At 74.4% G+C, this 25,515-nt stretch carries 25 protein-coding genes; 12 read left to right on the forward strand and 13 right to left on the reverse strand.

Annotated features, from left to right (window positions below):
- Positions 1-432 precede the first annotated feature (432 nt).
- Entirely contained in the window at positions 433-2,388 is a 1,956-nt protein-coding gene (locus LG943_RS11875) for a hypothetical protein (protein ID WP_270072306.1), read from the forward strand.
- A gap of 173 nt (positions 2,389-2,561) precedes the next feature.
- Here LG943_RS11875 and ispF read toward each other — a convergent pair whose 3' ends face one another.
- The 3 genes from ispF to phoU all read right to left on the reverse strand — a co-directional run bounded on the left by ispF (position 2,562) and on the right by phoU (position 4,641).
- Entirely contained in the window at positions 2,562-3,035 is a 474-nt protein-coding gene (gene ispF / locus LG943_RS11880) for a 2-C-methyl-D-erythritol 2,4-cyclodiphosphate synthase (RefSeq protein ID WP_270072307.1), read from the reverse strand.
- A gap of 37 nt (positions 3,036-3,072) precedes the next feature.
- The gene (locus LG943_RS11885) at positions 3,073-3,555 is read right to left on the reverse strand and encodes a CarD family transcriptional regulator (RefSeq protein WP_270072308.1); all 483 of its coding nucleotides are present in this window, start codon (positions 3,553-3,555) and stop codon (positions 3,073-3,075) included.
- A 423-nt stretch (positions 3,556-3,978) separates the two neighbouring features.
- A complete protein-coding gene (phoU, locus tag LG943_RS11890) occupies positions 3,979-4,641 on the reverse strand; it encodes a phosphate signaling complex protein PhoU (RefSeq protein ID WP_270072309.1) in 663 nt (220 codons plus the stop codon).
- A gap of 123 nt (positions 4,642-4,764) precedes the next feature.
- Between phoU and LG943_RS11895 the strand changes: the two genes are divergently transcribed.
- Both LG943_RS11895 and LG943_RS11900 read left to right on the forward strand, forming a co-directional pair.
- A complete protein-coding gene (locus LG943_RS11895; RefSeq protein WP_270072310.1) occupies positions 4,765-5,943 on the forward strand; it encodes a sensor histidine kinase in 1,179 nt (392 codons plus the stop codon).
- Positions 5,940-6,632, forward strand: coding sequence for a response regulator transcription factor (locus LG943_RS11900; protein ID WP_179768836.1), 693 nt, complete (start codon positions 5,940-5,942; stop codon positions 6,630-6,632). The genes LG943_RS11895 and LG943_RS11900 overlap by 4 nt, the downstream gene beginning before the upstream one ends.
- Positions 6,633-6,745: 113 nt before the next feature.
- On the opposite strand, the gene dtd is transcribed toward LG943_RS11900, so the two are convergent.
- Both dtd and LG943_RS11910 read right to left on the reverse strand, forming a co-directional pair.
- Complete coding sequence (gene dtd, locus LG943_RS11905; RefSeq protein WP_270072311.1) at positions 6,746-7,171, reverse strand: D-aminoacyl-tRNA deacylase; 426 nt, start codon at positions 7,169-7,171, stop codon at positions 6,746-6,748.
- Positions 7,172-7,232: 61 nt separating this feature from the next.
- Positions 7,233-9,011, reverse strand: a complete 1,779-nt coding sequence (locus LG943_RS11910) for a DUF2207 domain-containing protein (protein ID WP_270072312.1) — start codon at positions 9,009-9,011, stop codon at positions 7,233-7,235.
- Positions 9,012-9,168: 157 nt separating this feature from the next.
- Here LG943_RS11910 and LG943_RS11915 point away from each other — a divergent pair, with 157 nt between their 5' ends.
- The 3 genes from LG943_RS11915 (at position 9,169) to LG943_RS11925 (ending at position 13,886) form a co-directional block, all read left to right on the forward strand.
- Positions 9,169-10,140 (forward strand): neutral zinc metallopeptidase, encoded by a 972-nt coding sequence (locus LG943_RS11915; RefSeq protein ID WP_270072313.1) that lies wholly within the window; start codon positions 9,169-9,171, stop codon positions 10,138-10,140.
- Positions 10,141-10,211: 71 nt separating this feature from the next.
- The gene (locus LG943_RS11920) at positions 10,212-11,141 is read left to right on the forward strand and encodes a neutral zinc metallopeptidase (protein WP_270072314.1); all 930 of its coding nucleotides are present in this window, start codon (positions 10,212-10,214) and stop codon (positions 11,139-11,141) included.
- A gap of 210 nt (positions 11,142-11,351) precedes the next feature.
- Complete coding sequence (locus tag LG943_RS11925) at positions 11,352-13,886, forward strand: hypothetical protein (RefSeq protein WP_270072315.1); 2,535 nt, start codon at positions 11,352-11,354, stop codon at positions 13,884-13,886.
- Here the strand turns inward: LG943_RS11925 and LG943_RS11930 are convergent.
- The 3 genes from LG943_RS11930 to LG943_RS11940 form a co-directional block, all read right to left on the reverse strand.
- A complete protein-coding gene (locus LG943_RS11930) occupies positions 13,773-14,075 on the reverse strand; it encodes a DUF2516 family protein (protein WP_270072316.1) in 303 nt (100 codons plus the stop codon). The two genes, LG943_RS11925 and LG943_RS11930, sit on opposite strands and share 114 nt — an antisense overlap.
- 203 nt (positions 14,076-14,278) lie before the next feature.
- The gene (locus LG943_RS11935; RefSeq protein ID WP_270072317.1) at positions 14,279-15,220 is read right to left on the reverse strand and encodes a M56 family metallopeptidase; all 942 of its coding nucleotides are present in this window, start codon (positions 15,218-15,220) and stop codon (positions 14,279-14,281) included.
- Between the two features lie 4 nt (positions 15,221-15,224).
- Complete coding sequence (locus LG943_RS11940) at positions 15,225-15,587, reverse strand: BlaI/MecI/CopY family transcriptional regulator (protein WP_179768829.1); 363 nt, start codon at positions 15,585-15,587, stop codon at positions 15,225-15,227.
- Between the two features lie 299 nt (positions 15,588-15,886).
- On the opposite strand from LG943_RS11940, the gene LG943_RS11945 reads away from it, so the two are divergent.
- The 5 genes from LG943_RS11945 to LG943_RS11965 all read left to right on the forward strand — a co-directional run bounded on the left by LG943_RS11945 (position 15,887) and on the right by LG943_RS11965 (position 20,787).
- Complete coding sequence (locus LG943_RS11945) at positions 15,887-16,408, forward strand: O-acetyl-ADP-ribose deacetylase (protein ID WP_270072318.1); 522 nt, start codon at positions 15,887-15,889, stop codon at positions 16,406-16,408.
- A 41-nt stretch (positions 16,409-16,449) separates the two neighbouring features.
- A complete protein-coding gene (locus tag LG943_RS11950; protein WP_270072319.1) occupies positions 16,450-17,436 on the forward strand; it encodes an alpha/beta hydrolase in 987 nt (328 codons plus the stop codon).
- A 524-nt stretch (positions 17,437-17,960) separates the two neighbouring features.
- The gene (mshA, locus tag LG943_RS11955; RefSeq protein ID WP_270072407.1) at positions 17,961-19,211 is read left to right on the forward strand and encodes a D-inositol-3-phosphate glycosyltransferase; all 1,251 of its coding nucleotides are present in this window, start codon (positions 17,961-17,963) and stop codon (positions 19,209-19,211) included.
- A 162-nt stretch (positions 19,212-19,373) separates the two neighbouring features.
- Positions 19,374-19,922, forward strand: coding sequence for a YbjN domain-containing protein (locus LG943_RS11960; RefSeq protein WP_270072320.1), 549 nt, complete (start codon positions 19,374-19,376; stop codon positions 19,920-19,922).
- 118 nt (positions 19,923-20,040) lie between these two features.
- Complete coding sequence (locus tag LG943_RS11965) at positions 20,041-20,787, forward strand: phosphoglyceromutase (protein WP_270072321.1); 747 nt, start codon at positions 20,041-20,043, stop codon at positions 20,785-20,787.
- Positions 20,788-20,961: 174 nt separating this feature from the next.
- Here LG943_RS11965 and LG943_RS11970 read toward each other — a convergent pair whose 3' ends face one another.
- From LG943_RS11970 to LG943_RS11980, 3 genes are all read right to left on the reverse strand, one after another.
- Positions 20,962-21,417 carry a hypothetical protein gene (locus LG943_RS11970; RefSeq protein WP_270072322.1) on the reverse strand — a complete coding sequence of 152 codons (456 nt, stop codon included), beginning with the start codon at positions 21,415-21,417 and terminating at the stop codon, positions 20,962-20,964.
- Between the two features lie 154 nt (positions 21,418-21,571).
- A complete protein-coding gene (locus LG943_RS11975) occupies positions 21,572-21,934 on the reverse strand; it encodes a DsrE family protein (protein WP_270072323.1) in 363 nt (120 codons plus the stop codon).
- Positions 21,935-22,091: 157 nt separating this feature from the next.
- Complete coding sequence (locus LG943_RS11980) at positions 22,092-22,868, reverse strand: GIDE domain-containing protein (RefSeq protein WP_270072324.1); 777 nt, start codon at positions 22,866-22,868, stop codon at positions 22,092-22,094.
- 302 nt (positions 22,869-23,170) lie between these two features.
- On the opposite strand from LG943_RS11980, the gene LG943_RS11985 reads away from it, so the two are divergent.
- Positions 23,171-23,701: a nitrobindin family protein gene (locus LG943_RS11985; RefSeq protein WP_270072325.1), complete on the forward strand. Its 531-nt coding sequence runs from the start codon at positions 23,171-23,173 to the stop codon at positions 23,699-23,701.
- Between the two features lie 154 nt (positions 23,702-23,855).
- Here LG943_RS11985 and LG943_RS11990 read toward each other — a convergent pair whose 3' ends face one another.
- Together LG943_RS11990 and LG943_RS11995 are read right to left on the reverse strand one after the other, a co-directional pair.
- Positions 23,856-24,611, reverse strand: coding sequence for an IclR family transcriptional regulator (locus LG943_RS11990; protein ID WP_270072326.1), 756 nt, complete (start codon positions 24,609-24,611; stop codon positions 23,856-23,858).
- Between the two features lie 119 nt (positions 24,612-24,730).
- The gene (locus LG943_RS11995; protein ID WP_270072327.1) at positions 24,731-25,492 is read right to left on the reverse strand and encodes a PadR family transcriptional regulator; all 762 of its coding nucleotides are present in this window, start codon (positions 25,490-25,492) and stop codon (positions 24,731-24,733) included.
- Positions 25,493-25,515: the final 23 nt, after the last annotated feature.

Below are 25,515 nucleotides of genomic sequence, written 5' to 3' on the forward strand. Positions count from 1 at the left end.
CCGCGACGGCGGCGCCCGCCCCCTCACCTGCGGCGAGGCCACCGCTCCGCCCCCGCCGCCCCGCCGACCGCCCCGCGTCCGAAGGCCGGTATGCGGTCCGCCGAAATGCGGTTCCCCGCTTCCCTGGAAAATGGCCGACCGCAATTCCGCGAGTTCTGTGAGCTGAATCCCGCGTGTCGCTACCGGCGGCCCGCGCACCCGTGACCCAGAGCAATACATTCGCCACCGAACTGGACAAATTCCCATTCCACCGCGGCCGCGCCGCCCCCGCCGTCCGGCCGGTTTCGGGCGCTACCTCGTGTTCGCCGGGTCCGCTGGGCTACCCTTCTGCGCACCATGGCCGGTACACCCTCCTCCAAAAGCCCAGGTGCACGCGATGCGGGCGGCCCACACGCGCCGTCCCGGTCCGGTCCGCGCCTCGCCCCCGTCGCCGTGGCGGCGCTGGGCGTCCTCGTGATCGCCGCCTGCGCCGTCCTGCTCTCCTACAACGGCATCTACCAGATCGCCGTGCAGGGCAACATCGACCGCCGCTACGCCCACCTCTACCCCGGCGCGTTCACCCTGCTGATGCTGATGGCGTTCTGGGGCAGCTACGTGCTGCGCACCGCCCGGCGCTCCCGGCGGCTGTGGGTCGACGCGCTCATCCTGCTGCTGATCGCCCTGGCCGCGGGCGCCAGCGCGCTGCGCGCCTACGGCATGGTGCTGCTGCCCGACGTCGCCGTGGTGGTGGCCGCCGTCGCGCCGTGGGTGGCGCTGCTCGCGGCCTTCCGCATCTTCCTCTCGGTCGTCATGCACGTGCGCGGCGAGGTCCCCGGCACCCGGCCCCGGTCCGCCCGCCGCCGCGGCGGCCCCGACCCCGAGGACACCGAGCCGCCGGCCGAACCGGTCACCGCCCTCACCGAGCCCATCGCCCTGCCCGAGGAGGCCGCGCCCGCGCGGCGCCCCCGCCCGGCCGACGAGGCGCCCCGGCTGCTGCGCGACGACGACCCCACCCACCGCCTGGACTACCCCGGCCCGCCCGGCGACCCCGCGCCCGACCTCCCCGACCCCCGGTACGAGGGCCGGCCCGTGGGGGTCGACACCGGCGCCGCCGGCGGGCGCGAGGAGCTGTTCGACCGCGAGGGCGCCGACGACCACGGGCTGGCCGGGGTCGCCGCCGCGGCCCAGCCCGCGCCCCCGGCGGCCGGGCGCCTCCCCGAGGAGCGCGCGGCCCGCCCCGAGCCCGGCCCCGCCGGCACCGCTCCCCCGGCCGACCGCGCCGCGGCCGAGGACGCCGCCGACACGGCCCCGCTGTGGCCCGAGGCGCCCGAGCGCGCCCGCCCCGACTCCCCGCCGGCCGACGGCGCCGCCGCCCCTCCGGCCGACGGCGCCGAGCCCGCCGCCGCCTCCGGGGCCGTGCGGACCCACCCGCTGGCCCTGCGCCACGCGCGGCGCACCGAGGAGGAGCACGCGGACCGCCCGGACGTCCCGGACCGCCCGGACGTCCCGGACCGGCCGTACCGCGACGAGGACGAGGACCCCGGGGACGCGGCGGCCGCCCAGGACAGCCCCGACGACACCGGTGCCGCTCCGGTCGGCGCCGGAACCGGCCCCGCCGCCTTCGCCGCGAGCGGCGCGGCGGCACCCGCGCGCGGGGGCGACGGCGCCGACGACTCCGCCCACCCCGACGACGCCGACGACGTCTACGCGGCCTGGGGCGCGGTGCCGCGCACCCGCGCCGCCGACGACGACCGCGACCCGCCCGAGCCGGCGCGGCCCGGACCTCCCGGCCCCCGCGACGGCCGTGCCGACGACACCGGCACCGCCGAGGACGGCGGCGAGGCCCGCGCGGGTGCGGCCGGCGGGCTGCCCAAGCGCACGCCCACCGGTGAGAACCCCATCAAGCGGGCGGCCGAGGCGCCGCCGACCGCTCCCGAGGCCCGCCGCGACGGCCGCGCGGACCGCGCCGAGGACCCCGGCGCCGCCGAGGGCGGTATCGACGGCACCACCGGCGCCGGCGGCCCCGCCGACGCCCTCGGCGAGGACGGGTTCGTGGACGACCTGCCGCCGGGTGATCCGACCAATGACGAGGGCGAGCCGCTGCCGGCCGCCGCCGAGGCCGCCCCCGGAGAGCCCGAGCCCGGACCCGCACCCGCGCCGCCCTCCGACGACGAGGAGCCCGGGGCCGAGGAGCCCGGGGCCGAGGAGCCCGAGCGGGCCGAGGCCGCCGAGCCCGGACCGCCGGCACCCCCGGAGGGCCCGGCGCACCCGGCGGCGCCGCCCATCGAGAAGCGCCCGATGGTCCTCAAGCCCCGGCGCTCGCCCCGGCGGCAGGGGACCTCGCCGTTCCCGCCGGAGCCGCCCTCCAACCGGGTGCGCAGCCAGCCCACACCCCCCGACGAGGACTGAGCGCCCTGCTGCGGCTCAGCGGGGCCGCCCGGCCCCCGGAACCGCACAGCGCAGCGCGAAGCGCCCTGCCGGTCCCTCACGGGCGGGCAGGGCGCTTCGCGTGTCGGCGGGTGGACCCGGCCTGGTCGGCGGCGGTCTGTGCGTGTGAGCCGCCGCCCCGCGCCTCCCGGCGGCTAGTCGCCGCCCGGCACGCACAGGGCCGTGGCGATCGCGGCGATCCCCTCGCCCCGGCCGGTCAGCCCCAGGCCGTCGGTGGTGGTGGCCGACACGGTCACCGGCGCGCCCGCGGCCGCCGACAGCACCTTCTCGGCCTCGGCGCGCCGGGGCGCGAACTTCGGCCGGTTGCCGACGACCTGCACCGCGACGTTGCCGATCTCGAAGCCGGCCGCCCGCACCCGCGCCGCCGCCTCGGTGAGCAGCGCGACACCCGACGCGCCCTTCCAGCGGGGGTCGTCGGTGCCGAACTGCGCGCCGAGGTCGCCCAGCCCGCAGGCGGAGAACAGCGCGTCGCAGGCGGCGTGGGCGGCGACGTCGCCGTCGGAGTGCCCGCTCACACCGTCCTCGCCCGGCCATTCCAAACCGGCCAGGAAAAGAGTTCTTCCGGACATGAAAGGGTGGACGTCGGTCCCGACGCCCACCCTCGGCATTTTCACCATCAAATGAATTGTTCTGCGTCGCTGAATATCAGTTCGTGAGAACTTCGTCGAGAAGTGCCTCGGCCTTGTCCTCGTTCGTCTTCTCGGCGAGGGCGAGCTCACTTACCAGAATCTGCCGCGCCTTGGCCAGCATGCGCTTCTCGCCGGCCGAGAGCCCGCGCTCCTTGTCGCGGCGCCAGAGGTCGCGGACGACCTCGGCCACCTTGTTCACGTCGCCGGAGGCGAGCTTCTCCAGGTTCGCCTTGTAGCGCCGCGACCAGTTCGTGGGCTCCTCGGTGTGCGGCGCCCGCAGCACCTCGAAGACGCGGTCGAGGCCATCCTGCCCGACCACGTCACGAACGCCGACATCCTGGGCGTTGTCCGCCGGTACGCGTACTGTGAGATCACCCTTGTCGACCCTCAGAACGAGGTAGGTCTTATCCTGGCCCTTTATGGTGCGAGTCTCGATCGCCTCAATGCGGGCAGCCCCATGGTGGGGATAGACAACGGTGTCGCCGACCTTGAAAGTCATGTGACAAGTACCCCTTCCGCTACCACCAGGATACCACGAATCTGTGACTTAACGTACCTATTCGGTTTACGTACGCGCAGGTCAATGCCGCTTTCGGGGTCTTGACAAAGCTCACCCGAGGTGCTTCGGACCTGGTGGAATACGCTCCGGCCGCCCTGGCGCGCGGGGCGCTCCCGGCACCGCCGGCCAGGCTCCGCGGCCGCCCGGCGAGCACGCAGGGTGAAGGTGAAGACCTCCCCCCATGATCTCACCACCGCGCGGTGGCCCGACCTTTGCCCCCTCGCTCCGCGCGCCGCGCCCCCAACGACCGCGCCGCGGCGCCCCGGGGGTATTGGCACCCCGGGCCGCGGGGCGCCCCGCACGCTGTTTGCGGGCCCGGGGGGGGGGGCGGCGCGCCGTCTCGCGGATCGGATGGGGGCGGGGTCAGTTCTCGGTTTCCATGTCCTTGGGCCGCTGGCCGGTCACCATGTAGACCAGGTTGTCGGCGACGTGCACGGCGTGGTCACCGAACCGCTCGTAGAACCGCCCGGCCAGGGTGACGTCCATGGTGGCCTCCACGCCGTGGCTCCACCCCGGGTCCAGGATCCGGGTGAGCAGCCGGCGGCGCAGCCGGTCCATGCGGTCGTCGTCCTTGTCCAGCTCCAGCGCGGTGTCGGCGTCGCGCTGGGCCACGACCTCTCCGGCCTTGATGACGAGCAGCTCGGCCTGGTGGCCCATCTCCAGCACCGTGGAGCGCAGCTCCGCGGGGATCGCGGAGTCGGGGTGGCGGCGGCGCGCGATCTTGGCGATGTGCACCGCGTGGTCGCCCATCCGCTCCAGGTCGCCCGACATGTGCAGCGCCGTGATGATGACCCGCAGGTCCGAGGCGACCGGCTGCTGGCGCGCCATCAGGTCGAAGGCGCTGGCCTCGATCTCCTCGTCGAGCCGGTTCAGCTCCACGTCGCCGGAGATCACCTCCTGCGCGGCGTTGAGGTCCGCGTCGAGCAGCGCCGTGGTGGCGCGTGCGATGGCGTGCCGGGCAAGCCGCGTCATCTCGACGAGGCGCTCACCGAGGGCGTCAAGCTCCTCATGATACGTATCGCGCATGGTTCACATCGTCCCAGGTCGTAGCTGAATCATTTCGGAATCATCGGTGAATAGTGCCGAAACCTCGGTTGTAACCCGTGGTCAGAAGGGTAAAGCAGGCCAGCCGCCGCTTACGATCGGACTGTGCAAGGAGAACTGCTCGCCGCTATAGCGGGACTCGTCGGCCTCGTGACAGGCGTCGCGGCGGGTCTGGCGTTCCGCATCAGCGAGTCGGGCGGCCCTCGCCCCCACGAGCCGCAGCGCCGGACCGAACTGCCCGCCGGCATCGCCGAGGTGCTCGCCGCGCTGCCCTCCTCGGCGGTCGTCCTCGACTCCGCCGACCGGGTGCTGCGCGCCAGCTCCGCCGCCCGCGCCTACGGCATCGTGCGCGGCGACGAACTCGTCATCAGCGACCTGCTGGCCCTGGCCCGCCAGGTGCGCCGCGACGGCGTGATCCGCGAGACCGAGATCGAGGTCGCCGTCCACAAGTTCGGCCCCGACTCCACCTCCTTCGCGGTGCGCGTGGCCCCCCTGGGCGGCACCGGGCTGGTGCTGGTGCTGGCCGAGGACCAGACCGAGCGCCGCCGCGTCGAGGCCGTGCGCCGCGACTTCGTCGCCAACATCAGCCACGAGCTCAAAACCCCGGTCGGCGCGCTGTCGCTGCTGGCCGAGACCGTGGCCGACGCCAGCGACGACCCCGAGGCGGTGCGCCGCTTCACCGGCCGCATGCAGCAGGAGGCCGCCCGGCTGACCAGCGTCATCCAGGACCTCATCACCCTGTCGCGCATCCAGGGCGCCGAGCCGATGGCCGAACCCGACCGCATCTCCGTCGAGAGCGTCGTCGACGAGGCGCTGGACGCCGTGCGCATGGCCGCCGACTCCAAGGAGATCGAGCTGGTGGCCAGCGGCACCGAGGACGCCACCGTGCTGGGCGACGAAGGGCTGCTGGTGACCGCCATGCGCAACCTGGTGGCCAACGCCGTGGCCTACAGCCCCGAGCGCACCCGGGTCTCGGTCACCGCCGAGGCGGTCGACGACATGGTCGAGATCAGCGTCGCCGACCAGGGGATCGGCATCCCCGCCCAGGACCTGGAACGCATCTTCGAGCGGTTCTACCGTGTGGACGCCGCTCGGAGCCGGGCCACCGGAGGCACCGGCCTCGGCCTGGCGATCGTCAAGCACATCATGACCCACCACCGCGGGGAAGTGACCGTGTGGAGCAAGGAGGGATCGGGGTCGACGTTCACCTTGCGTCTGCCCCGCGCCCAGACCCGGGAGCCGCTCAGCCCCGGTGAGAACACCAATCAGGAGGCAGCACAGTGACGCGTGTACTCGTCGTTGAGGACGAGGAATCCTACAGCGATGCCCTCTCGTACATGCTGCGCAAGGAAGGGTTCGAGGTCGCGGTCGCACCGACCGGAACGGTGGCGTTGGAGACGTTCGACCGCACCGGGGCCGACCTGGTGCTGCTCGATCTGATGCTGCCCGGCCTGCCCGGCACCGAGGTGTGCCGGACCCTGCGGCAGAAGTCCAACGTCCCGGTCATCATGCTCACCGCCAAGGACTCCGAGATCGACAAGGTCGTCGGTCTGGAACTGGGCGCCGACGACTACGTCACCAAGCCGTTCTCCTCCCGCGAACTCGTGGCCCGCATCCGCGCGGTGCTGCGCCGCCGCGGCGAGGACGAGGCGCTGCTGCCCACCGCCCTGGAGGCCGGCCCCGTCCGCATGGACGTGGAGCGGCACGTGGTCACGGTGCGCGGCGAGAACATCCAGTTGCCGCTCAAGGAGTTCGAGCTGCTGGAGGTCCTGCTGCGCAACGCCGGCCGGGTGCTGACCCGCATGCAGCTCATCGACCGCGTGTGGGGCGCCGACTACGTGGGCGACACCAAGACCCTCGACGTCCACGTCAAGCGGCTGCGCGCCAAGATCGAGACCGACCCCGGCAACCCCGAGTTCATCGTCACGGTGCGCGGCCTGGGCTACAAGTTCGAGCCGGTGGCCGCGGAGTAGCCCCCGCGCCCGCGACGGCGCCCCACCAGCGCGCACCGGCCCTCACCGGCGCGCACCCACCGCCCGGCCCGGTGCCGGGTACACCCAGCGGCAGCGTCGCCGCCGGCCGCCGTTCACACCTCGACGACGACGGTGAACGGCCCCTCGTTCGTCAGCGCAACCGACATCATCGCGCCGAACTCCCCCGTCTCGACGTGGGCTCCCAGGTCGCGCAGCTCAGTGACAACGGCGTCGACCAGCGGCTCGGCCACGGGACCGGGGGCCGCCGCCTGCCAGGTGGGCCGGCGGCCCTTCCGGGCGTCCCCGTACAGCGTGAACTGGCTGACCACCAGCACCGGCGCGCCGGCGTCGGAGCACGACCGCTCGCCCTCCAGGATCCGCAGGCCCCAGATCTTGGCCGCCATGCGGCGCGCCTCGGCGGCGGTGTCGGTGTGGGTCACCCCCACCAGGGCCAGCAGGCCCGGGCCGGTGATCTCGCCGGTGACGGCGCCCGCCACCGTGACCCGGGCGTGCGACACCCGTTGCAGGACCGCCCGCATGCGGATCCCCCTTCCAGGACGGCGGCGGCGCCGGGCCGCCGGGTGTGCCGCGCGCGGCGCCTCAGCGCAGCGTGCGGAACTGGCGCGTGTTGGAGATGACCCCGGTCAGGGTCAGCGCGAAGGACCGGATGGAGTCGGCGAAGTCCTGGAGCTGCCAGTCGTCGGGGCCGACGTACCACGGCAGCCCGTCGGCGGGGTCCTCGCTGGTGGCCGAGGCCAGGATCGCCGCCCACCGGTCGACGTTGTCGAAGATGATCGCGTAGGGCAGGTAGCGCGAGAACAGCGCCACGCGGTGGCGGGGCGGCACGTCCTCGGCCTCGGCGCTGAGCAGGTAGTCGCGGAAGCCCAGGGTGTGGGCGAACACCACGCTGCCCTGCCGGGTCTTGGCCGGCATGAACTGGGCGCCCACCGTCACCGCGGCGCCGGCGATCACCACGGCCAGCCCGGTGAACGCCGCCTGGGTGAACACCGCCAGCAGCACGGTCAGCGCCACCCCCACCACCGTGATGGCGATGCCCACGGTGGCCCACCGGTTGCGCTCCACGTTGGGCCGGTTGGCGAACCACTTCAGCCGCACCATGTCGCGGTACAGCTCGTCGCGGACCTCCGACAGCCGCGCCGGGAACTCGCTGCGGCCCAGCTCCGACAGCTTGACCTGGTGCCACTGGTGGAACAGCGCGTCCAGCAGCATCCGCTCATAGGGCAGCAGGTCGTCGTCCACGGGGCCGGGCCGCTTGTCCAGCCGCCAGTCGGTCGCCGAGTACTGGGCGTGGGGCAGTTCGCGGATGGTGAGGTGGCCGCGCACCGCCAGGTCCACCACGGTGGCGGTGATGTCGACCACGTCGGCCTGCTCGTCGATGAGCGTGCCGATCTGGCCGGGGTGGACGTTGTCGGGCGGGCGGAACCGCACCGCGTCGGGCTCGCCGCTGCCGCCGCCGTCGGCGGCCACCGGCGCCCGCCCGGCCGCCGCCTCGCTGCGCAGGGCGCGCTCGTCGCGCCCGCGGATGCGGATCAGCGCGACGAGCCCGCCCACCGGCACCAGCAGCAGCAGCCCGAAGACGGTGGCGGTGGCCGGGGTGATGGCGAACGCCGACTGGAGGGTCCAGTTGCGCGCCAGGATCGCCTCGCCGCCGATCGAGCCGGCCGGGTAGCCCACCACGATGTAGAGGGAGTCGCCCGGCTCCATGTCGGTCTGGAGGAACCGCGCCAGCAGCGCCTGGTGGCCGCCCATGTCGGAGGAGGTGCAGTAGATGGAGCTGCGCGGGGCGCCGGCGGTGCACGACAGCGCGCTGGGCGGCACGGCGGCGTCCACCACCACCGTGGTCTCGGCGACGGGCGCGCTGTAACCGCCCACGGCGGTCCACTCCAGCTCGGTGCCGGTGCCCACCGGGTCCACGGCGCCGCGCACGGTGTAGCGCAGCACCACCTCCGAGCGGCCCTCGGTGTCCATGCGCAGGTCCAGGGTGCCGTCGCGCTCGGCGCGCTCCACCTCGACCGCGCCGCCGGAGACGTCCACGGCTGAGACGTCGCTCACCTCGAACAGGCGGTCGTGGTCGGCGTCGTAGGGCTCGCGCACCACCAGCGTGCGCACGAACTCCTCGGGCACCTCGGCGCCGAAGGAGATGGCCTCCTCGGCGTGCAGGACGCCGTTCTCGCCCAGTTCCAGTCGGATGGCGTTGCTGGTCTGGCGGCGCTCGTCGTCACCGGGCAGCGCCGCGGGCAGCGACTCCGCGGGGGAGGGCTCGGCGGGGGCGGCCGGCTCGGCCAGCGCCGGGCCGGAGGCGGACACGGCCAGCACGACGGCCGCGGCCGCCGCACGCGCAAGTCCTGTCCCGCCCATGTCGTGAGAGCCTATCGGTCGACGTCGGGCGGCCGGTACGCGAGCGCCGCCGCCGACGCGGCACCCGAACTTGTCGCCGCCTACCGCCATAATCGGTGTGGTGCGGTCGCGCTGCCGCACACACGGACGTATACCGAACGGGGAGGGGGACCAGCGCGTGGCAGAACGCTTCGGAGGGTTCGGCACGGCGGCCACCGGCCGGCGCGCCCCGCTGCCCCGCTACGCCCGCCGGCCCCCGCGCCAGCGGCTGGGCACCGGCGTCAGCATCGTGCTGTGCACCGGGCTGGCCGCCATCGGCCTGGCGGCGTTCCTCAGCGTCTCGGCCATGTTCGGCCCGCCCGCCCACGCCGGCCCCGCCACCGGCCTGCCCGCCGGCACCGCGCCCGCCGCCGACGACACCCCCGCCGGCGACGACACCGGCTCCGACGTCCTCACCCAGAACCCCCTCTACGCCACCGGCGCCATGGCCGAGGTCGAGTGCGAGGCGCCCCCGCTCGACGCCCACGACCCCACCTCCATGGAGAACTTCCTCCACGACATCACCGACTGCCTCGACCGCGCCTGGGCCGACCAGTTCGCCGGCACCGGCGCCGACTTCGAGCCCCCCAGCCGCATCTACTGGTACACCGCCGGGCAGAGCCCCTGCGGCAACTTCCCCACGGCCGGCACCGCCGCGTTCTACTGCCAGGCCAACAAGGGCCTCTACCTCGGCATCTCCGACATCGTCGACAGCTCCAACGACAGCACCCGCCGCGAGACCTACACCTTCCTGCTCAGCCACGAGTACGCCCACCACGTCCAGGGCGAGGCCGGCGTCCTCCAGTACTTCCACCACACCCGCGCCGCCGAGGACGACCCCGCCGCCCAGGACCTCCTCACCCGGCGCAGCGAACTCCAGGCCAACTGCCTGGGCGGGGTGTTCCTCGGCGCCGCCGCCGGCTCCTACCCCCTCGGCGCCGCCGAACACGACGCCGTCCTCGACGACGCCGAGCGCCGGGGCGACTACAATTCCGGCGACCGCACCCACGGCTCACCCGAGAACGGCCGCCTGTGGACGGCGCACGGCATGGACCGGGTCGACCCGGCGGCGTGCAACACCTGGGAGGCGCGGGAGGAACTGGTCGATTGAACACCACGCGCCCGCTGACCGCCCCACGCGCCGCCGCCCGGCCGCACGGCGGCTGACCCGCCCCGCCCGCCATGGCGACCCTCCCCGGCCCCGCCGGCGGCACCGCCGCGCCCGCGCGCCGCCGCGGCGCGCTCTACGCCGCCCTGGCCGCGCTGCTGGCCGCCTTCACCGCCCTCACCGGGATCGCCGTGGTCGGCGACACCCCCGGCGCCGGGCCGGGTGCCGCCGCCCCGCCCCAGGCCGGTGCCTCCCCCGACCAGGGCGACACCCAGCGCCCCTCGGGCCAGAGCGCCCTGGTGGCCAACCCCCTCTACAACACCGGCCGGCTGATGCCGCTGCCCTGCCCCGCCCCCGACCTCCACGTGCGCGACCCCGCGTCCATGGAGCGCTTCCTCAACACCGTCGCCGACTGCCTGGACGACGCCTGGGCGCGCCAGTTCCGCGAGGCCGGGGTCCCCTTCGAACCGCCCCGCCGGGTGTTCTGGAGCGAACCCGGCACCAGCCCCTGCCGCGCCTACCCCTCGGCGGCCGGCGCGTTCTACTGCCGCGCCGTCAAGAGCATCTACATCGGCACCTCCGACGTGGTCGACAAGTGGGGCGGCAACGACACCAGCGCCGTCTACGCCTCGCTCCTGGCCCACGAGTACGGTCACCACGTCCAGGGCGAGGCCGGGCTGCTGGAGTACTACCACCACCAGCGCAGCCTGGAGACCACCCGCATCGACCAGAACGTGTGGACCCGCAAGAGCGAACTCCAGGCCAACTGCCTGGCCGGGGTCTTCCTCGGCGCCGTGCGGGTCACCTACCCCCTCACCGACGCCGACGTCGACGCCGTGCTGGAGGACGCCGCCGCCACCGCCGACCGCGAGAACGGCCCCGAGGAGGACCGCACCCACGGCTCGGCCGAGAACAGCGTCCTGTGGCTGGAGCACGGCATGGCCGACCAGTCGCCGGGGGCCTGCAACACCTGGGCCGTTGAGGACGACGCCCTCGTGCAGTAGCGGCCCCGCCGCGCCCGCCCGCCGCACCGCCTCGGCGGCGAACGACCTGGTCACCCGGCCTGCGGCGCCGCCCGCACCCCGCACCGGCGCACCCCCGCGCACCCGAAACGCGCGGGCGCACCGGTTTCCGGCCCCGCGCCGCCCCGCCACGGGCAAATCCGGACCGCCCTATCCCGCCTACGCCCCGGCGCCGCGTGCGAAAATCGCGGCATGCAGCTACGCGCGGTGGAGTTGCGGGTCCACGGGGTAAGCGGGGGCGAGGCCGAGGAACTGCTGGACGTCGAACCCGCCGTGCGGGTCTCCGGCGACCGCCTGGCCGGTTTCTTCCGCTGGCGGCGCAAACCCGACACCGAGACCGTGCCCGACGTCCCCCGCGAGATCTTCACCTGGGGCACCCTCACCTCCGGTCGCTCCTCCCGCGCGCTGTGGCTGCTGCTCCTACCGTTCATGCTGGTCAACATCGCCTACTGGATGCGGCCCGGCCGGTTCGACGACCCCCGCTCCCAACTCGGCGCCGCCGCCGACGCCGTGTTCGGCTCGGCCGTGCGGCTGCTGGCGCTCAGCCTCACCGCCCTGCTCATCCTGGCCGCCGCCGGCATCGGCATGGACCTCATCGGCTGGCAGTGCGCCGGCCACGGCGCCGCCTGCGCCGAACTCCGCCCGCTGCTGGGCCCCCTGTCGGCCCCCGGCGCGGCGATGGCCGAGCCGGCGCGCGCCCTGGCCGTCGGCGCGCTGCTGCCGCTGCTGGTGGTGGCGGTGCTGTGGCGGCTGTCGCGGCGCACCGCCGCCTACACCGTCACCGGCGCCCTGCCCGACCCCGACCCCGCCGGCGAGGCGCCGCTGAGCACCCCCGGGTTCTGGCGCCGCGAACCCACCACCGCCCGGCTGCGCTCCGCCCACATCGCCACGGCGGTCGCCGTCGTCACCGCGCTGCTGCTGGCCCCGCCCCTGACCGCCGACGGCCTCAGCGGACCCGGACCCCTCGGCGCCGCCCTCGCCGTCCTCACCGCCGCCGTGGTCCTGCTCAGCGCCGCCGGCGTGGTGCTGCCCGACGACACCCCGCGCCGCCACCGGCTGGCCGACCTCGTCTGCCGCGTCGCCCGCGACCTGTCGCTGGGGCTGCTCGTCGCGGCCCTGGCCTACGCGCTGTGGCCCCGCCCCGGGTGGAGCGCCCACGGCGCCCTCCCCTGGTACAGCACCATCCTCAACACCCTGTTCGCGGTGCAGTGCGTGCTGGGCGCGGTGCTGCTGGCCGCCGCCATCGTCCTGCACCTGCGGCGCGGCACCCGCGCCAGCACCCCCCTCAGCGGCACCGCCGGACCCGCCGCCGCGATCCTGGGCACCCTGCTGGGCGGCGCGCTGTCGGCCGCCACCGTCTACCAGGCCGCCGGCTGGCTGGGCGGCTGCTACTACCCCGGCGCCGAGGACGACGGCTGCATCAGCCTGCAACCCGCCGGCGCCTACTCCTGGCTGCAACTGGCCTTCACCATGGAGGGCGCCATCGCGCTGGCGTGCGCGGCGGCCCTCCTGGTGGTGCTGCGCCGCCGCGCACCCGAGGAGGAGCGCACCGTACGGGTCATGTACCCCGGGGCCGACGACCCCGCCCGCACCCGCGAGATCGCCCGCGCCCGCGCCTTCGGCGACGTCACCGAACTCCTGCCCGCCTGCGTGGCCGCGCTGCTGGTGCCGGTGGGCCTGCTGGTGGCGCTCGTGCTGTACTCGGCGATCACCGGCCACCTCACCGCCGTGCCCGAAGGCGGCGGCACCCGCACCACCGGCGGCCCCGAGTCGGTCACCGCCGGCGCGCTCCAGTCCGCCGTCACCGTGATGGTCACCGTGGGCTCGTTCCTGGGCGGCGCGTTCCTGCTGGCCCTGATGTGGCTGGGCGGAACCGCCTACCGCAACCAGCCCACCCGCCAGGCCGTGGGCGTGCTCTGGGACGTCGGCACGTTCTGGCCCCGCCTGGCCCACCCCCTGGCCCCGCCCAGCTACGGCGAGCGCGCCGTGCCCCAACTGGCGGCGCGGGTGGCGCACATGGCCGAGGAGGGCACCGGGGTGGTGCTCTCGGGCCACTCCCAGGGGTCGGTCCTGGCGGCGGCCACCCTGTGGCAGCTCCCCCGCCGGCTCGGCGGCCGGATCGTCCTGCTCACCCACGGCTCGCCGCTGTCGCGGCTCTACGCCCGCTACTTCCCCGCCTACTTCGGCCCGGCGTCACTGGGCGACCTGGGCTCCCGGGCGCTGTGCTGGCGCAACCTGTGGCGGGCCACCGACCCCATCGGCGGGCCGGTGTGCGTGGCGCGGGAGGGTGGCCCCCACCCCGTGGAGTTCGCCGAGCCGCTGCCCGACCCCCGCGACTACGGGGTGCGGCCCGGCGAGGCGCTGTGCCCGGAGGTGCTGGGCCACTCGCTCTACACCAGCGACCCGGTGTACGCGATGGTGATGGCGGAGGCGGTGGAGCTGCTGGCCGAACGCGCGCACCCGCGCGCCCAGGAGGACGCCGGCGCGCTCGCGGCGCCGACCGCGCGCCCGGGGGCCGCCCGGGCCGCTGTGGAGGGGGGAGCCGGCGGCCGTGCGCAGGGCGCGGACCCCGGCCCGCCGGCCGAGGGCGTCGCCGCCCAGGCGCACCCGGTGCTACCAGGGGCCGTAGGGCCCGTCCTTGCGGCCGATACCGCGCACGGCCGGGCGGACGTCGAGCAGGTAGATCAGCGCGACGATCAGCGCGATGAAGACGAAGAACCGTACTGAGGTGAACACCGCGCTGAACGACACGAACGTGGAGACCCCCAGCAGGATCAGCCACATCTTCTTGGTCTGCTTGTCCATGGCGGGGAACGCCTGGGAGGGCGTGCGCGCGGCGTCGACCAGGGCGAACAGGCTGGTCACGAAGATCGCGACGTAGATGAGCCACCACACCAAACTCAGCGTGCCGAGCACAGGACCCCTCCGAACCTCAGACGGCGGCTGACGGGCCGGCGGCGGGCCGCCGGCCTCTCCCACACTAAACGGCCCGCACCCCGCGATGGTGCCCGCTCAGCGCCGCCCCGACGGGGCGCCGCCCCGCACCCGCCCGCGCGGCCGCAGCGGCACGCCGACCGGCGGCGAAGGAGCCGCCGTCGTGCCCCACCTCGCCCGCGCGGCTACAGCGGCACGTGCCACAGGGTCAGGATCGCCGCCATCAGCAGCACGGCCGCGCCCAGCACGCCCGCGCTCTGCGACGGCGTCAGCGCCTTGGCCGGGTTCAGCAGCCGCGACACCCGGGTCAGCACCTCGGGCTCGTCGGTGGTGACCGCCAGCGCCCCCGCCGGGACCGGCGAGGCCCCCGAGGCGCCGAACCGCAGCAGCGCCATCGCCAGCTCGCGCGGCGACCGCTCCCGCCGCGCCTGGTCGTCGGCGCACATCTCGATCAGCAGCGCCACCGCGCGGTAGCAGGTCTCGACCACCTTCACGTGCGGAAACGCCCGCTTCAGCGACGAGAACGGCAGCAGCACCAGGTCGTGGCGCTGGCGCAGGTGGGCGTGCTCGTGGGCGATGACGGCGGCCAGCTCGCTGGGGTCGAGCACCTTGAGCGCGCCCGCGCTGATCACCACCTCCGAGCGCAGCACGCCCGGCAGGCAGTAGGCGGCGGCGGTGGGGTGGTCCAGGATGCGCGCGCCGGGGACCTCGGGGTCGTCGTGGGCGACCAGCCGCAGCAGGTCGTGGTGGCGGCGGCGCACCCGCAGCACCTGCACGAACGACGCCGTCAACCCGCTGAACAGCAGCAGGGTCAGGCTGAAGGCGAGCACCACCGCGCCCACCTGGCTGGCGCCCAGCGTGGTGCCCGAGATCCGCGACAGGTAGAGGTCGTGCGCCCAGGCGTCCTCGGTCAGCGCGAACAACCCGCCGATGACGCCGCGGCCGTAGGGCGCCAGACCGAAGGCCAGCAGCGCGCCGATGGTGGAGAAGCCCCAGGCCAGGCCCAGCACCTGCCAGGCGATCACGGCGACGTAGGGTCCGCGCGCGGGCCAGGAGGCCCGCCGGAGTCGTGCCGCGGCCACGAAGCAGCCAACCGCGATGGTGGTGAGCAGTGCGGCACTGACCATTCGGCTACGTCCTCGGCTCGTCGATTTCCGCGAGCGCGCGGCGCAGCGCCTCGGCCTCGGGACCGCTCATCGAGCGGACGAACGCGGCCAGGGCGGCATCGCGGTCGCCCGTCTGGCCGAGCGCGTCGAACATCAGCTCCGAGACGTAGTTCTCCCGGCTGGCCGCCGGGCGGTAGCGCCACGCGCGTCCTTCGCGAGCCCGTGCGACGACCCCCTTCTTGGCGAGCCGGTCGAGCACGGTCATGACAGTCGTGTGCGCGAGGTCGCGGTCCGCCAGAGCACGGCCCACCTCACGGACCGTCAAAGGCTCGTTCCGCTGCCACAGTACATCCATCACCGCGCGTTCGAGGTCGCCGAGCCGATTCATGAACCGGAGTCTACCCCGGGTAGTACTACACGCTGTCGCGGGGCGCGTTTCCGATTCGTGAACTCCCAGACCCCCTGCCACACCGGGCTTTGCGCACCTCACCGGCCCCATCCCCCGGGCGGGCGGGCACCGCCGCAGCCGCCCCCCGGAGGGCCGTCGCAACCCTCCGCGCGGAGGCGCAACCCCCGCGCGGAGGGTAGTGGAACGCCTTCGGCGCGAGCACGCGAAAGCGGCGGCGGCCCTCGCGGGGAACGGCCCACACTGGAGGCGCACCCGGATACGGCCGAGAGAGGAACGCGATGGACATCACCCTGGTCGAGGGCGACATCACCGAGCAGCGCGTGGACGCGGTCGTCAACGCCGCCAACTCCACCCTGCTGGGCGGGGGCGGCGTGGACGGCGCCATCCACCGCCGGGGCGGCCCCAGCGTCCTGGCCGCCTGCCGGGAACTGCGGGCCACCACCCTGCCCGAGGGCCTGCCGGCCGGGGAGGCGGTGGCGACACCCGCCGGGGACCTGCCGGCCACCTGGATCATCCACACCGTGGGACCCGTCCACAGCCTCCGCGAGGACCGGTCGGCCACCCTGGCCGCCTGCCACCGCGGCAGCCTGCGGGTGGCCGCCGGACTGGGCGCGCGCACGGTGGCGTTCCCCGCGATATCGACCGGGGTCTACGGCTGGCCGCTGGAGGACGCCGCCCGCATCGCGGTGCGCACCGTCCGGGCGGTCGCCACCCAGGATGCGTCGACTACAGTGGGTGAGGTCCGGTTCGTGCTGTTCGGCAGGGAAGCGTATCAAGCCTTCGCACGCGCGCTCGGCTGACCCCGGACCATTCCCTTGACCTTGACCCTTAGGACCTCGGTGTGTTCACGACGCTCTCACGCAGAACCGCGGTGCTCGTGGCTTCCTCACTCGTGGTAGCCACCGCGGGCACGCTCGCCTCGCTGCGGGCCGACGAGGACCCGCCCGGCGCCAGCGCCCCGGTGGCCGGCGCCGCGTTCCTGCCCGGCGCCGCGCAGGACGCCCCGGCCGTGCACCCGCGCCCCGGCGAGGTCGCCTCGTGCGAGCGGGCCGGAACCGACGAGATCATCACCGTCCCCGACAAGGGCGCCCCCGACGGCGAGCGCCCCATCTGGGTGCGCCGCCCGCCCGGCCCCGACAGCGCCGACCTGCCCGTGCTGTACCTCCTGCACGGCTCCACCACCACCCACTTCGACGTCCGCGACGCCGGCGTGGGCAAGGCCATGGACGAGCAGATGTGCCGCACCGGCGTGGAGTTCGTGATCGCCGCGCCCTTCGGCCAGGAGGTCGGCGGGCGCGACACCGAATGGGGCGACGACGCCGACGGCGAGTTCCACATCGAGACCTTCGTCACCGAGAAGGCGATCGAGGCCGTCGAGGGCGACCACACCCGCCCCCGCCAGCTACGCGCCATCGGCGGGTTCTCCATGGGCGGCTACGGCGCCGCCGCGCTGCCGCTGCGCCACCCCGACACCTACTCCCAGGCGGTGAGCTGGGCCGGCTACTTCAAGGTGGACGACCCCAGCGACACCTTCGGCGACAACCCCGACGCCCACGCGCCCGACCAGCTCCTCGACGACCCCGGCGTCCGCGACATCAGGTTCATGCTGATCGAGGGCAAGGACGACCACACCCCGTTGCAGGAGGGCAGCATCCACGGCGAGGCCGAACGCTTCGCCGGCCTGCTGCGCGAGCGCGACATGACCGTCGAGACGCTGTTCCCCAAGGGCGGCCACGACTTCGAGACCTGGGTGCCGACCTTCCCGCAGGCGGTCGACTTCCTGGTGGAGGGCTGGACCGCGCCGATGGCGGCACCGGGCGGCAACTGAGCCGCGCCCGGGCGGGCGCGGCCGGGCGCGAACGCGGGCGGGGCCGACGCGGCGCCCGCCCCGGAGGGTCCTCTGGGCCTCTCAGAAGCCTTTCGTAGCCTTTGGGTGCATTTCGGACCCCCTGGGACCCCTTGGGGCCACCCCGGGTGAACCCTTCCCGACACTGCGCGTCCATCATGGAACACCGTGCGGCCCGGCCCTGTTGTGTGAACGAGACGTAAAACCCGCGTTCGGCCGCCCCGTGCCGGGCGCGGTGGGAGCGCGCGCTCCGGCAGCGCGGCCGGACCGGGCAGACAGGCCGATGAGCACCGGGAAGGGGACGACTGCAAGTGGTGCCGGACAGTCCTGACGCGCCCAAGACCCAACCCGCCGCCCCCGGGAGCAGACCCCGGCCGGGCGGCGCCCCGCCCGGCGCACCCGCCGGCGCCCCGCCCAGCGCATCCGTCGGCCCCTCCACCCCCCCGGCCGCCGCGCCGCCCCTCGCGGACCCCGCCGCGCCCCACGCCGCCGACCCGCCCCGCCGGATCGCGTCGGTCAGCATGCACACCTCTCCCCTGGAGCAGCCCGGCAGCGGCGACGCCGGCGGGCTCAACGTCTACACCGTCGAGGTCGCCAAGCGGCTCGCCCGGCGCGGCATCGCCACCGACGTGTTCACCCGGGCCACCGCCCCCGACCAGCCGCCCGTCGTGGAGATGCTGCCCGGCGTCACCGTCCACCACATCCCCGCCGGCCCCTACGGCTCCCTCGACAAGCACGCCCTGGCGCACTACCTGTGCCCGTTCATCTTCGGGGTCCTCCAGGCCGAGGCGGGCAACGAACCCGGCCACTACGACCTCGTCCACGGCCACTACTGGCTGTCGGGCCGCGCCGGCCTGGCCGCCGCGCACCGCTGGGGCGTGCCGCTCGTGCAGTCCATGCACACCCTGGCCCGGGTGAAGAACCTCGCGCTGGCCGAGGGCGACACCGCCGAGCCCGAGCACCGGGTGCGCGGCGAGGACCAACTCGTGCGCCAGGCCGACCACCTGGTCGCCAACACCGCCGTGGAGCGCGGCCAGCTCATCGACCACTACGGCGCCGACCCCGGCCGCGTCAGCACCGTGGCGCCGGGCGTGGACCTGGAGCTGTTCACCCCGGGCTCCCGCAGGGAGGCGCTGCGCGCGGTGGGGCTGCCCGCCGACGCCGAACTGCTCCTCTTCGTGGGCCGGGTGCAGCGCCTCAAGGCCCCCGACGTGCTGCTGCGGGCCGCCGCCGCGCTGCTGGAGCGCGACCCCGCGCTGCGCGACCGCCTCGTGGTGGCGATCGTCGGCGGGCTGTCGGGCGGCGACCTGTCCCAGCCGCGCATGCTCGCCGAACTGGCGCGCTCGCTGGGCGTGGCCGACATCGTCCGCTGGGAGCCGCCGCGCTCGCGCGCCGAACTCGTCTCCTACTACCGGGCCGCCACCGCCACGGTGGTGCCCTCCTACTCGGAGTCGTTCGGGCTGGTGGCCGTGGAGTCCCAGGCGTGCGGCACCCCGGTCGTGGCCTCGCGGGTGGGCGGGCTGCCCACGGCGGTGCGCGACGGGGCGTCGGGCGTGCTCATCGACGGCCACTCTCCCCAGGACTACGCGCGGGTGCTGCACCGCATGGTCCGCGAGCCCGCCTGGCGGGCGCGCCTGGGCGCCGAGGGGGTGCGCCACGCGGCCGGGCTGGGGTGGGACGCCACGGTCGACGGTCTCCTCGGGATCTACCGTGAGACCCTGGTCGGCGGGCGCCTCCCGCTCGCCGCGGGGCAGTAGAGGCCGCCGCGAAAGCATGAGGGAGCGCGCCGCGGGAGCGGCGGCGACCGCGGCGGAAGGGAAAGACGGCAGAGGACGCCGGCGGGAGGCGAACCGGATCGCGGCGGGGACAGCCGGGATGGGCGCCCGCCCGCCGGCCAGGGTCGACAGTTTCGAGGACGCATGTCAGAGCAAGTCAGGGCGGCCGCCATCGCCGCCGTCGAGGCCGCCGTCAAGGAGGCCGAACTCGAGGTCGAGCGGTCCTCCCCCGAGTCGTTCGTCGTGGCGCTGCCCGGCCGGCGCAAGCTCAAGACGATGGTCGTCATCAGCGTGGGCGAGCACAGCCTGCTGGTGAAGACGTTCTTCTGCCGCCGCCCCGACGAGAACGACGCCGAGTTCTACCGGTGGCTGCTGCAAAAGAACGATGCCATGTACGGCATGGCGTTCACCGCCGACGAGGTCGGCGACGTCTACATCGCCGGCCGCCTCCCGCTGGCGGGCATCACCCCCGAGGAGGTCGACCGGCTGCTGGGCTGCGTGCTCAGCTACTCCGACGACAACTTCAACGGCGCCCTGGAGCGCGGGTTCGCCACCTCCATCCGCAAGGAGTGGGACTGGCGCCACCGGCGCGGCCACAGCCTGCGCAACCTGGAGGCGTTCCGCCACCTGGTGGAGGAGGACACCGAGGCGGCCGCGGCGGAGGACCGGGAGGCCCCGCCCGCGCGCGGCTAGGAGTTCGCCCGCAGCGGGATGGAAGGGGGTCAATGGTCTGGACCATTCACGCCCCCGTATCCCCCCGTAGGGCCGCCGTTGGACCGCCGTCGGCGCGCCAGTCGCTAGGCTGGCCACCATGGCGACTCTCGTTCTACTGCGACACGGCGAAAGTGTCTGGAACGCCGAAGGGCTGTTCACCGGCTGGGTGGACGTCGACCTGTCGGCCACCGGCGAGGAGGAGGCGCGCAGGGGCGGGGAGCTGCTGCGCGACGCCGACCTCCGGCCCGGCATCGTGCACACCTCGGTGCTCAAGCGCGCGATCCGCACGGCCAACATCGCGCTCGAAGCGGCCGACCTGCACTGGCTGCCCGTGCGCCGCTCCTGGCGCCTCAACGAGCGCCACTACGGCGCCTTGCAGGGCAAGAACAAGGCTCAGACCCGTGAGGAGTACGGCGAAGAGCAGTTCATGGTCTGGCGCCGCTCCTACGACACCCCGCCGCCGCCGATCGCCGACGACGACCCCTACTCGCAGGCCAACGACCGCCGCTACGGCCAACTCCCGCCCGAGCTGATGCCCCGCACGGAGTGCCTGGCCGACGTGGTCGACCGCATGCTGCCCTACTGGTACGACGTCATCGTCCCCGACCTCGCCGCCGGCCGCACCGTCCTGGTCGCCGCCCACGGCAACTCGTTGCGCGCGCTGGTCAAGCACCTCGACAAGATCGACGACGAGACCATCGCCGGCCTCAACATCCCCACCGGCATCCCGCTCGTCTACGACCTCAACGACGACTTCACCCCGCGCAAGCAGGGCGGAGAGTACCTAGACCCTGAGGCAGCCAAGGCCGCCATCGAGGCCGTCAAGAACCAGGGCAAGAAGTAGCAAGCCCACAAACGAGCCCCCTGCCTGCGGTTCCGCCGCTGGAAGGGGGCTTTTCGCTGTGCGGTCGCTTCCGGGAAACCGTGTGGCGCTTCGGCCCGCCGGTTCTGCCGAGGAGACCTTGTTGACGGGACCGCGTGTGCGGGGTCGGCCACCGATAGCGCGCCGGGTGCGCGGTCAGGGTTGGGCGTCCTTGTCTGCGGCCGGAGGGCTGGGCGGTGGGGGGACGATCCTTTTGCCCGAGGCGTCGCGTTCGGTGAGGGCTAGGGAGTCGAAGAAGCCCACGAGTCCGAACATGGTGCAGATGGCGACCGGGATGGACAGGAGCCACCACCAGCCGCCTTGCAGCATGGGGAACGCCAGGGCCGCCGCCACCGCCAGGAGGAAGGACGCGAACGAGATCCCCGTCCAGTCGCGGGACTTTCTGGAGCGGTTGGCGATCAGGTCGGCCAGGGAGCTTTCGATGCGGGACTGCAACGGGCCGCGCATCTCGCTGTTTTCCGGGAGGAGGGACAGCAGTTCCAACTCATGCTTGATCTCGTCGTAGGCGTGCTCCTTGCGCCGGCTCTGGAGGTAGACGCCCGCCAGGCCCAGCGCGGCCACCGCCACCGCCGACAGCGGTTCGAGGTTCATGACGGGATGGTGCCAGAGCCCGCGCGCGGGCGTAAGGCGACGGGGATGGGCTGTTGGTGCCCGTCCCTGACTGGTCGCTTCCGCTGTGGTGGATGTGGACCCACGTCCCCGCCTGGCCCTGGACGCCGGACTCCCTCCCCGACGGGCGGCCGGGTCAGTACACCAGCGCCTGGGCGCCCTGGCGGGTGATTTCCTCTACGAAGGTGGGGGCTCCGGCGATGCGGACGCCCTCCATGAGGTCGGCCTGGGTGAGTTCGCGGCGGGCGGCGCACTGGGTGCAGACCGTGAGGGTGCCCGCCAGCAGTACCGACTCCAGCAGGTCGGGCAGGGGGGCCGCGTGCGGCAGGGTGAACTCGGCGGCGCGGCCGGGGACCGCGAACCACGATGCCTCACCGGTCAGCCACAGCGACACCTGCACGCCGCTGGCCACCGCGGCCGCCGCGACCGTGAACGCCTGGTTGCAGCGTTCGGGGTCGTCGTGGCCTGCCGTGGCCTTGATCACGAGTGTGCGGTCCATGGGGGAAGCGTAGCGGCGCCCGGTGACGCTTCCGACACGCCCCGGTGCCCGTTCCCGCACCCGGGCCGGTCCTCGCACATCCCCGCCTGGGCGGGCTTCAGCACCTCGGCGCCCGGCTCCTCATGACCCCGGGCGGGCTTCCGCGGGCCTCGGGCGGTCAGGCTCCCGCCAGGGTCAGCAGCAGGCCCGCGCAGGCCGATACCAGCGCTCCGCCGCACAGCAGCAGGGCGTTGGCGCGGTCCGCCGCCGGCGGCTCCTCCGCCGGGTGGCCGTGTTCGATGCGTAGGCGGCCGTCCTGCGGGGCCGTGATCACCGGGTGGCCCTCACGCAGTTCCAGGCGGCCCGTCACCACCACCGGCTCCCCCGGGCGGATGATCCACTCGCGGTACTCGAACTCGATCGTCTCGCCGCGGAACAGCCCCGAGATGCGGCCCTTCACCCGCGGCAGCAGGTCGTCGGCCGGCGCCGGGACCCCCCGCTGCGGGCGGCCCACCACCCGCTGGAGGCACAGGTCCGCGCCCTTGAGGGCGGCGTCCTCGGGCTCCACCAGCAGCGGCATCGGGTCGCGGGGGCGCTCGGGGTCGGCGACGATCCCGAACCGCTCCGTGGACGCGTAGTCGGCGATGGAGTCGCAGTCGCGCACCCGCACCCGCTCGCCCGTGGCCGCGTCCTGCGTCAGCGACCAGTAGTGCCGCAGCACCTCGTGGCCGTGCCACACGCAGTCGTGGCGCGCCAGCCGCGACTCGATCGGCCCGGCCGGCCCCGGCACCGCCACACCCGACACGGTCACCAGGCCGCCCACCCGGCGCGCGAAGGCGCGCGGCCGCACCTGCTCCAGGTCGCGCTGGTGCGACCACCGGCGCAGCGCCCGCACCGCCAGCGGTGCCAGCACCAGCGCGCCGAGCAGGAGGGCCACCCCGATGATCACCAGCATTGAAGGCCGCCTCTCTGGGTCGCGAGTGGGATGTCTGCGTACGCGCCGCCCCGCCGCGCCGCGGATTGCATCCTCTTTACCAGGTGCCGCGGGGACCCCGGGCACGGCGCGGCGCCGCGTCCCGACCGGCGAGCGCCCGCGCGTGTTCGAGTGAACACCGTAATACCTGAGAGGAGAGACCGGACCGTGAATAACAGTTGGATTACGCACCCCGCGCGGCGAACACGAAGTGTCACCCCGGCTCCGGCCCGGCGGCGCGCTGCGTACGGCCCACCCGGCCGCGCCCGTTACGCTCGGGGACTATGCAGCCCGAGGTGCACCCCGATCTGGAGAAGCTGTCGTTTTTGATCGGTCGCTGGGAAGGCGTCGGCGTCGCCGGCTACGCGGACATGGACGAGTTCCAGTTCGGCCAGGAGATCGAGTTCACCAACGACGGCGGCCCCCACCTGACCTACCGCAGCCGCGTGTGGCGGCTGACGTCCGACGGCTCGCTGGCCGACCTGTGGACGTCGGAGTCCGGCTACTGGCGCTGCCGCCCCGCCGAGGCCGCGGCGCCCGCCGAGCCCGACGCCGCGCCGGTGCACGTCGAGACGCTGATCTCCCACCCCGAGGGCTACACCGAGGTCTACCTGGGCACCGTCTTCGCCAGCCGCGTGGAACTGGTGACCGACGCGGTTCTGCGCACCGAGACCGGCGACCAGGTCACCGCCGGCCGCCGCCTCTACGGCCTGTTCGGCGACCAGCGCGAGACCCTGGGCTACGCCTGGGACATGGCCGCGCGCGGCCACGAGGTGCGGTCCTTCATGTCGGCTCAGCTCAAGCAGGTCACCTGACGCTCGGAGACGCTCGGATGAGGGCGGCCTCCCGCCGCCCCGGACCCCCTCCGCTGGATCTCGCGCCCCGGAATCCCCTTCGCCGGAATCCTCCTCGCCGGATCCCTCTCGCCGGGGGTCGGCCCGCCGCCGGCCTGGCCACCCGGTTCGGCGCTCAGGGCGCCCCCAGCAGGCCGGAGATCTCACGGGCCGCCGCCGCGACCTGCTCGCCCCGCCAGGCGGCGGTGCCCTCCGTGGGCAGGTGGACCAGCGCCGCCGCGCTCACCCCCGCCACCACCTCGCCGGTGTAGTCGGTGATGGCGGCGCCCACCGCGTGGACGCCCAGTTCGTTCTCCTCGCGGTCCTCGGCGTAGCCCCGGGCGCGCACCGCCTCCAGTTCCGCGCGCAGGCGCTCCTCGTCGGTGATGGTGTTCGGCGTCCGCGGCGGCATCCCCGTGCGCGCCAGCAGCGCGCGCACCCGGTCCTCGGGCAGCCGCGCCAGCATCGCCTTGCCCACCGAGGTGCAGTGCAGCGCCAACTGCATCCCCACCCGCGATGCCAGGTGGTAGGGCTTGGAGCCCTCCAGCTTGGCGGCGTAGACCGCCTCGTCGCCGGTGAGCACCGCCAGGTGCACCGTCCACTCCGTGCTCTGCTGGAGCCGGTTCAGCACCGGGTAGGAGCGCTGCGGCAGGTCGAGCTGGCGCATGTAGCGCCCCGCCAGCGACAGCACGCGCGGGCCGCCGGTGTAGTGGCCCTGCCCGTCGGTGCGGACGAAGTCGCGCGCCACCATCCGTTGCAGGATGCGGTGCACCGTCGGCTTGGGCAGGTCCGTGGCCGCCGCGATGTCGGCCAGCCGCGAGGTGTGCGCCAGAGCTTCCAGGACGTCCAGCGTCCGATCCGTCACCGTCTCCTTCTCACGCCCAGCAGCCATGCCTCGATTATCCGCGTTGGCCGCCGCGCGGCGGGGGCCGGGTGCGGCGGCGCGCCGCCGAGGCGGCGAGGCCCCGGCCGGGGTCGACGACCCGGCCGAGGGCAGGGGCGGGGGCGGGGTCAGGACGTCGGCTCCTCGTCCTCGTGCGGCGGGGCGCCGCCGGAGCCCGCAGCCGTGCCACCGGAGCCCTCCGGCGTGCGGTGGGCCCGGCCCGCCGCGCGCCCGCCGCCGTCCCCGGCCGCGCGCCCGTGTCCGCCGGGCTTCCCGCCAGCGTCCCCGCCGGGGACCCCGCCCGAGGGGGCGGCGGCGGCGGAGGGGTCGGCGGGAGGGCCGGCGGCGGCGCCGAACCCCTCGTCGGACATCACGTCGGCCTCCTCCGCCCACCGCGCCCAGTCCGCCAGCGCCTCGTTCACCCTGATCCCGGCCTCGATCGCCACCCGCATCGCGCGCGTCGGCGGCGCGGTGCCCCACTCGCCGCGGTCCTTGGCCTGCGCGTAGCCGCGCAGCGTCGCCGCCATCGCCGTGAAGTGCGCGCGCTCCCGCTCCAGGTACGCCTTGCGCTCGGCCGGCTCCATCAGCCAGCAGAAGTAGGCCCGCTGCACGGTCTCCATCCGCAGCGTGTGGTCGGTGTCCTCGGCCGTGAGCCACTGCCGCACCTCCGCCACCCCGGCGTCGGTGATGCGGTACGCCTTGCGCCCGCGCGGCCCGTGGCTCTCGACCTCGGCCAGCCCTTCCTTGGCCAGCCGGGTCAGCTCGACGTAGATCCGCGGGTGCTGCGCGGGCCACACCAGCCCCAGGGACTCCTGGAATCGACGCGCGAGGTCGTAGCCGCTCGCGGGGCCCTCCGCGAGCAGACCCAGCAGTCCGTGGCGCAACGACATGTCCTGGCTCCTTCGTGATCAGC

It is taken from the genome of Streptomonospora mangrovi (assembly GCF_027604915.1).
Classification (GTDB): Bacteria; Actinomycetota; Actinomycetes; order Streptosporangiales; family Streptosporangiaceae; genus Streptomonospora; species Streptomonospora mangrovi.

Excerpts from the sequence above, each read along its gene's own strand:
- LG943_RS11970 (WP_270072322.1), bottom strand. The coding sequence starts at position 21,417 with ATGAACCTCGAACCGCTGTCGGCGGTGGCGGTGGCCGCGCTGGGCCTG.
- LG943_RS11980 (WP_270072324.1), bottom strand. The coding sequence starts at position 22,868 with ATGCTGGTGATCATCGGGGTGGCCCTCCTGCTCGGCGCGCTGGTGCTG.
- phoU (WP_270072309.1), bottom strand. The coding sequence starts at position 4,641 with ATGCGCGATACGTATCATGAGGAGCTTGACGCCCTCGGTGAGCGCCTC.
- LG943_RS11940 (WP_179768829.1), bottom strand. The coding sequence starts at position 15,587 with ATGAATCGGCTCGGCGACCTCGAACGCGCGGTGATGGATGTACTGTGG.
- LG943_RS11975 (WP_270072323.1), bottom strand. The coding sequence starts at position 21,934 with ATGGACCGCACACTCGTGATCAAGGCCACGGCAGGCCACGACGACCCC.
- dtd (WP_270072311.1), bottom strand. The coding sequence starts at position 7,171 with ATGCGGGCGGTCCTGCAACGGGTGTCGCACGCCCGGGTCACGGTGGCG.
- LG943_RS11960 (WP_270072320.1), top strand. The coding sequence starts at position 19,374 with ATGTCAGAGCAAGTCAGGGCGGCCGCCATCGCCGCCGTCGAGGCCGCC.
- LG943_RS11935 (WP_270072317.1), bottom strand. The coding sequence starts at position 15,220 with ATGGTCAGTGCCGCACTGCTCACCACCATCGCGGTTGGCTGCTTCGTG.
- LG943_RS11925 (WP_270072315.1), top strand. The coding sequence starts at position 11,352 with ATGCAGCTACGCGCGGTGGAGTTGCGGGTCCACGGGGTAAGCGGGGGC.
- LG943_RS11990 (WP_270072326.1), bottom strand. The coding sequence starts at position 24,611 with ATGGCTGCTGGGCGTGAGAAGGAGACGGTGACGGATCGGACGCTGGAC.
- LG943_RS11985 (WP_270072325.1), top strand. The coding sequence starts at position 23,171 with ATGCAGCCCGAGGTGCACCCCGATCTGGAGAAGCTGTCGTTTTTGATC.
- ispF (WP_270072307.1), bottom strand. The coding sequence starts at position 3,035 with ATGCCGAGGGTGGGCGTCGGGACCGACGTCCACCCTTTCATGTCCGGA.
- LG943_RS11995 (WP_270072327.1), bottom strand. The coding sequence starts at position 25,492 with ATGTCGTTGCGCCACGGACTGCTGGGTCTGCTCGCGGAGGGCCCCGCG.
- LG943_RS11965 (WP_270072321.1), top strand. The coding sequence starts at position 20,041 with ATGGCGACTCTCGTTCTACTGCGACACGGCGAAAGTGTCTGGAACGCC.
- LG943_RS11920 (WP_270072314.1), top strand. The coding sequence starts at position 10,212 with ATGGCGACCCTCCCCGGCCCCGCCGGCGGCACCGCCGCGCCCGCGCGC.
- LG943_RS11885 (WP_270072308.1), bottom strand. The coding sequence starts at position 3,555 with ATGACTTTCAAGGTCGGCGACACCGTTGTCTATCCCCACCATGGGGCT.
- LG943_RS11945 (WP_270072318.1), top strand. The coding sequence starts at position 15,887 with ATGGACATCACCCTGGTCGAGGGCGACATCACCGAGCAGCGCGTGGAC.
- LG943_RS11910 (WP_270072312.1), bottom strand. The coding sequence starts at position 9,011 with ATGGGCGGGACAGGACTTGCGCGTGCGGCGGCCGCGGCCGTCGTGCTG.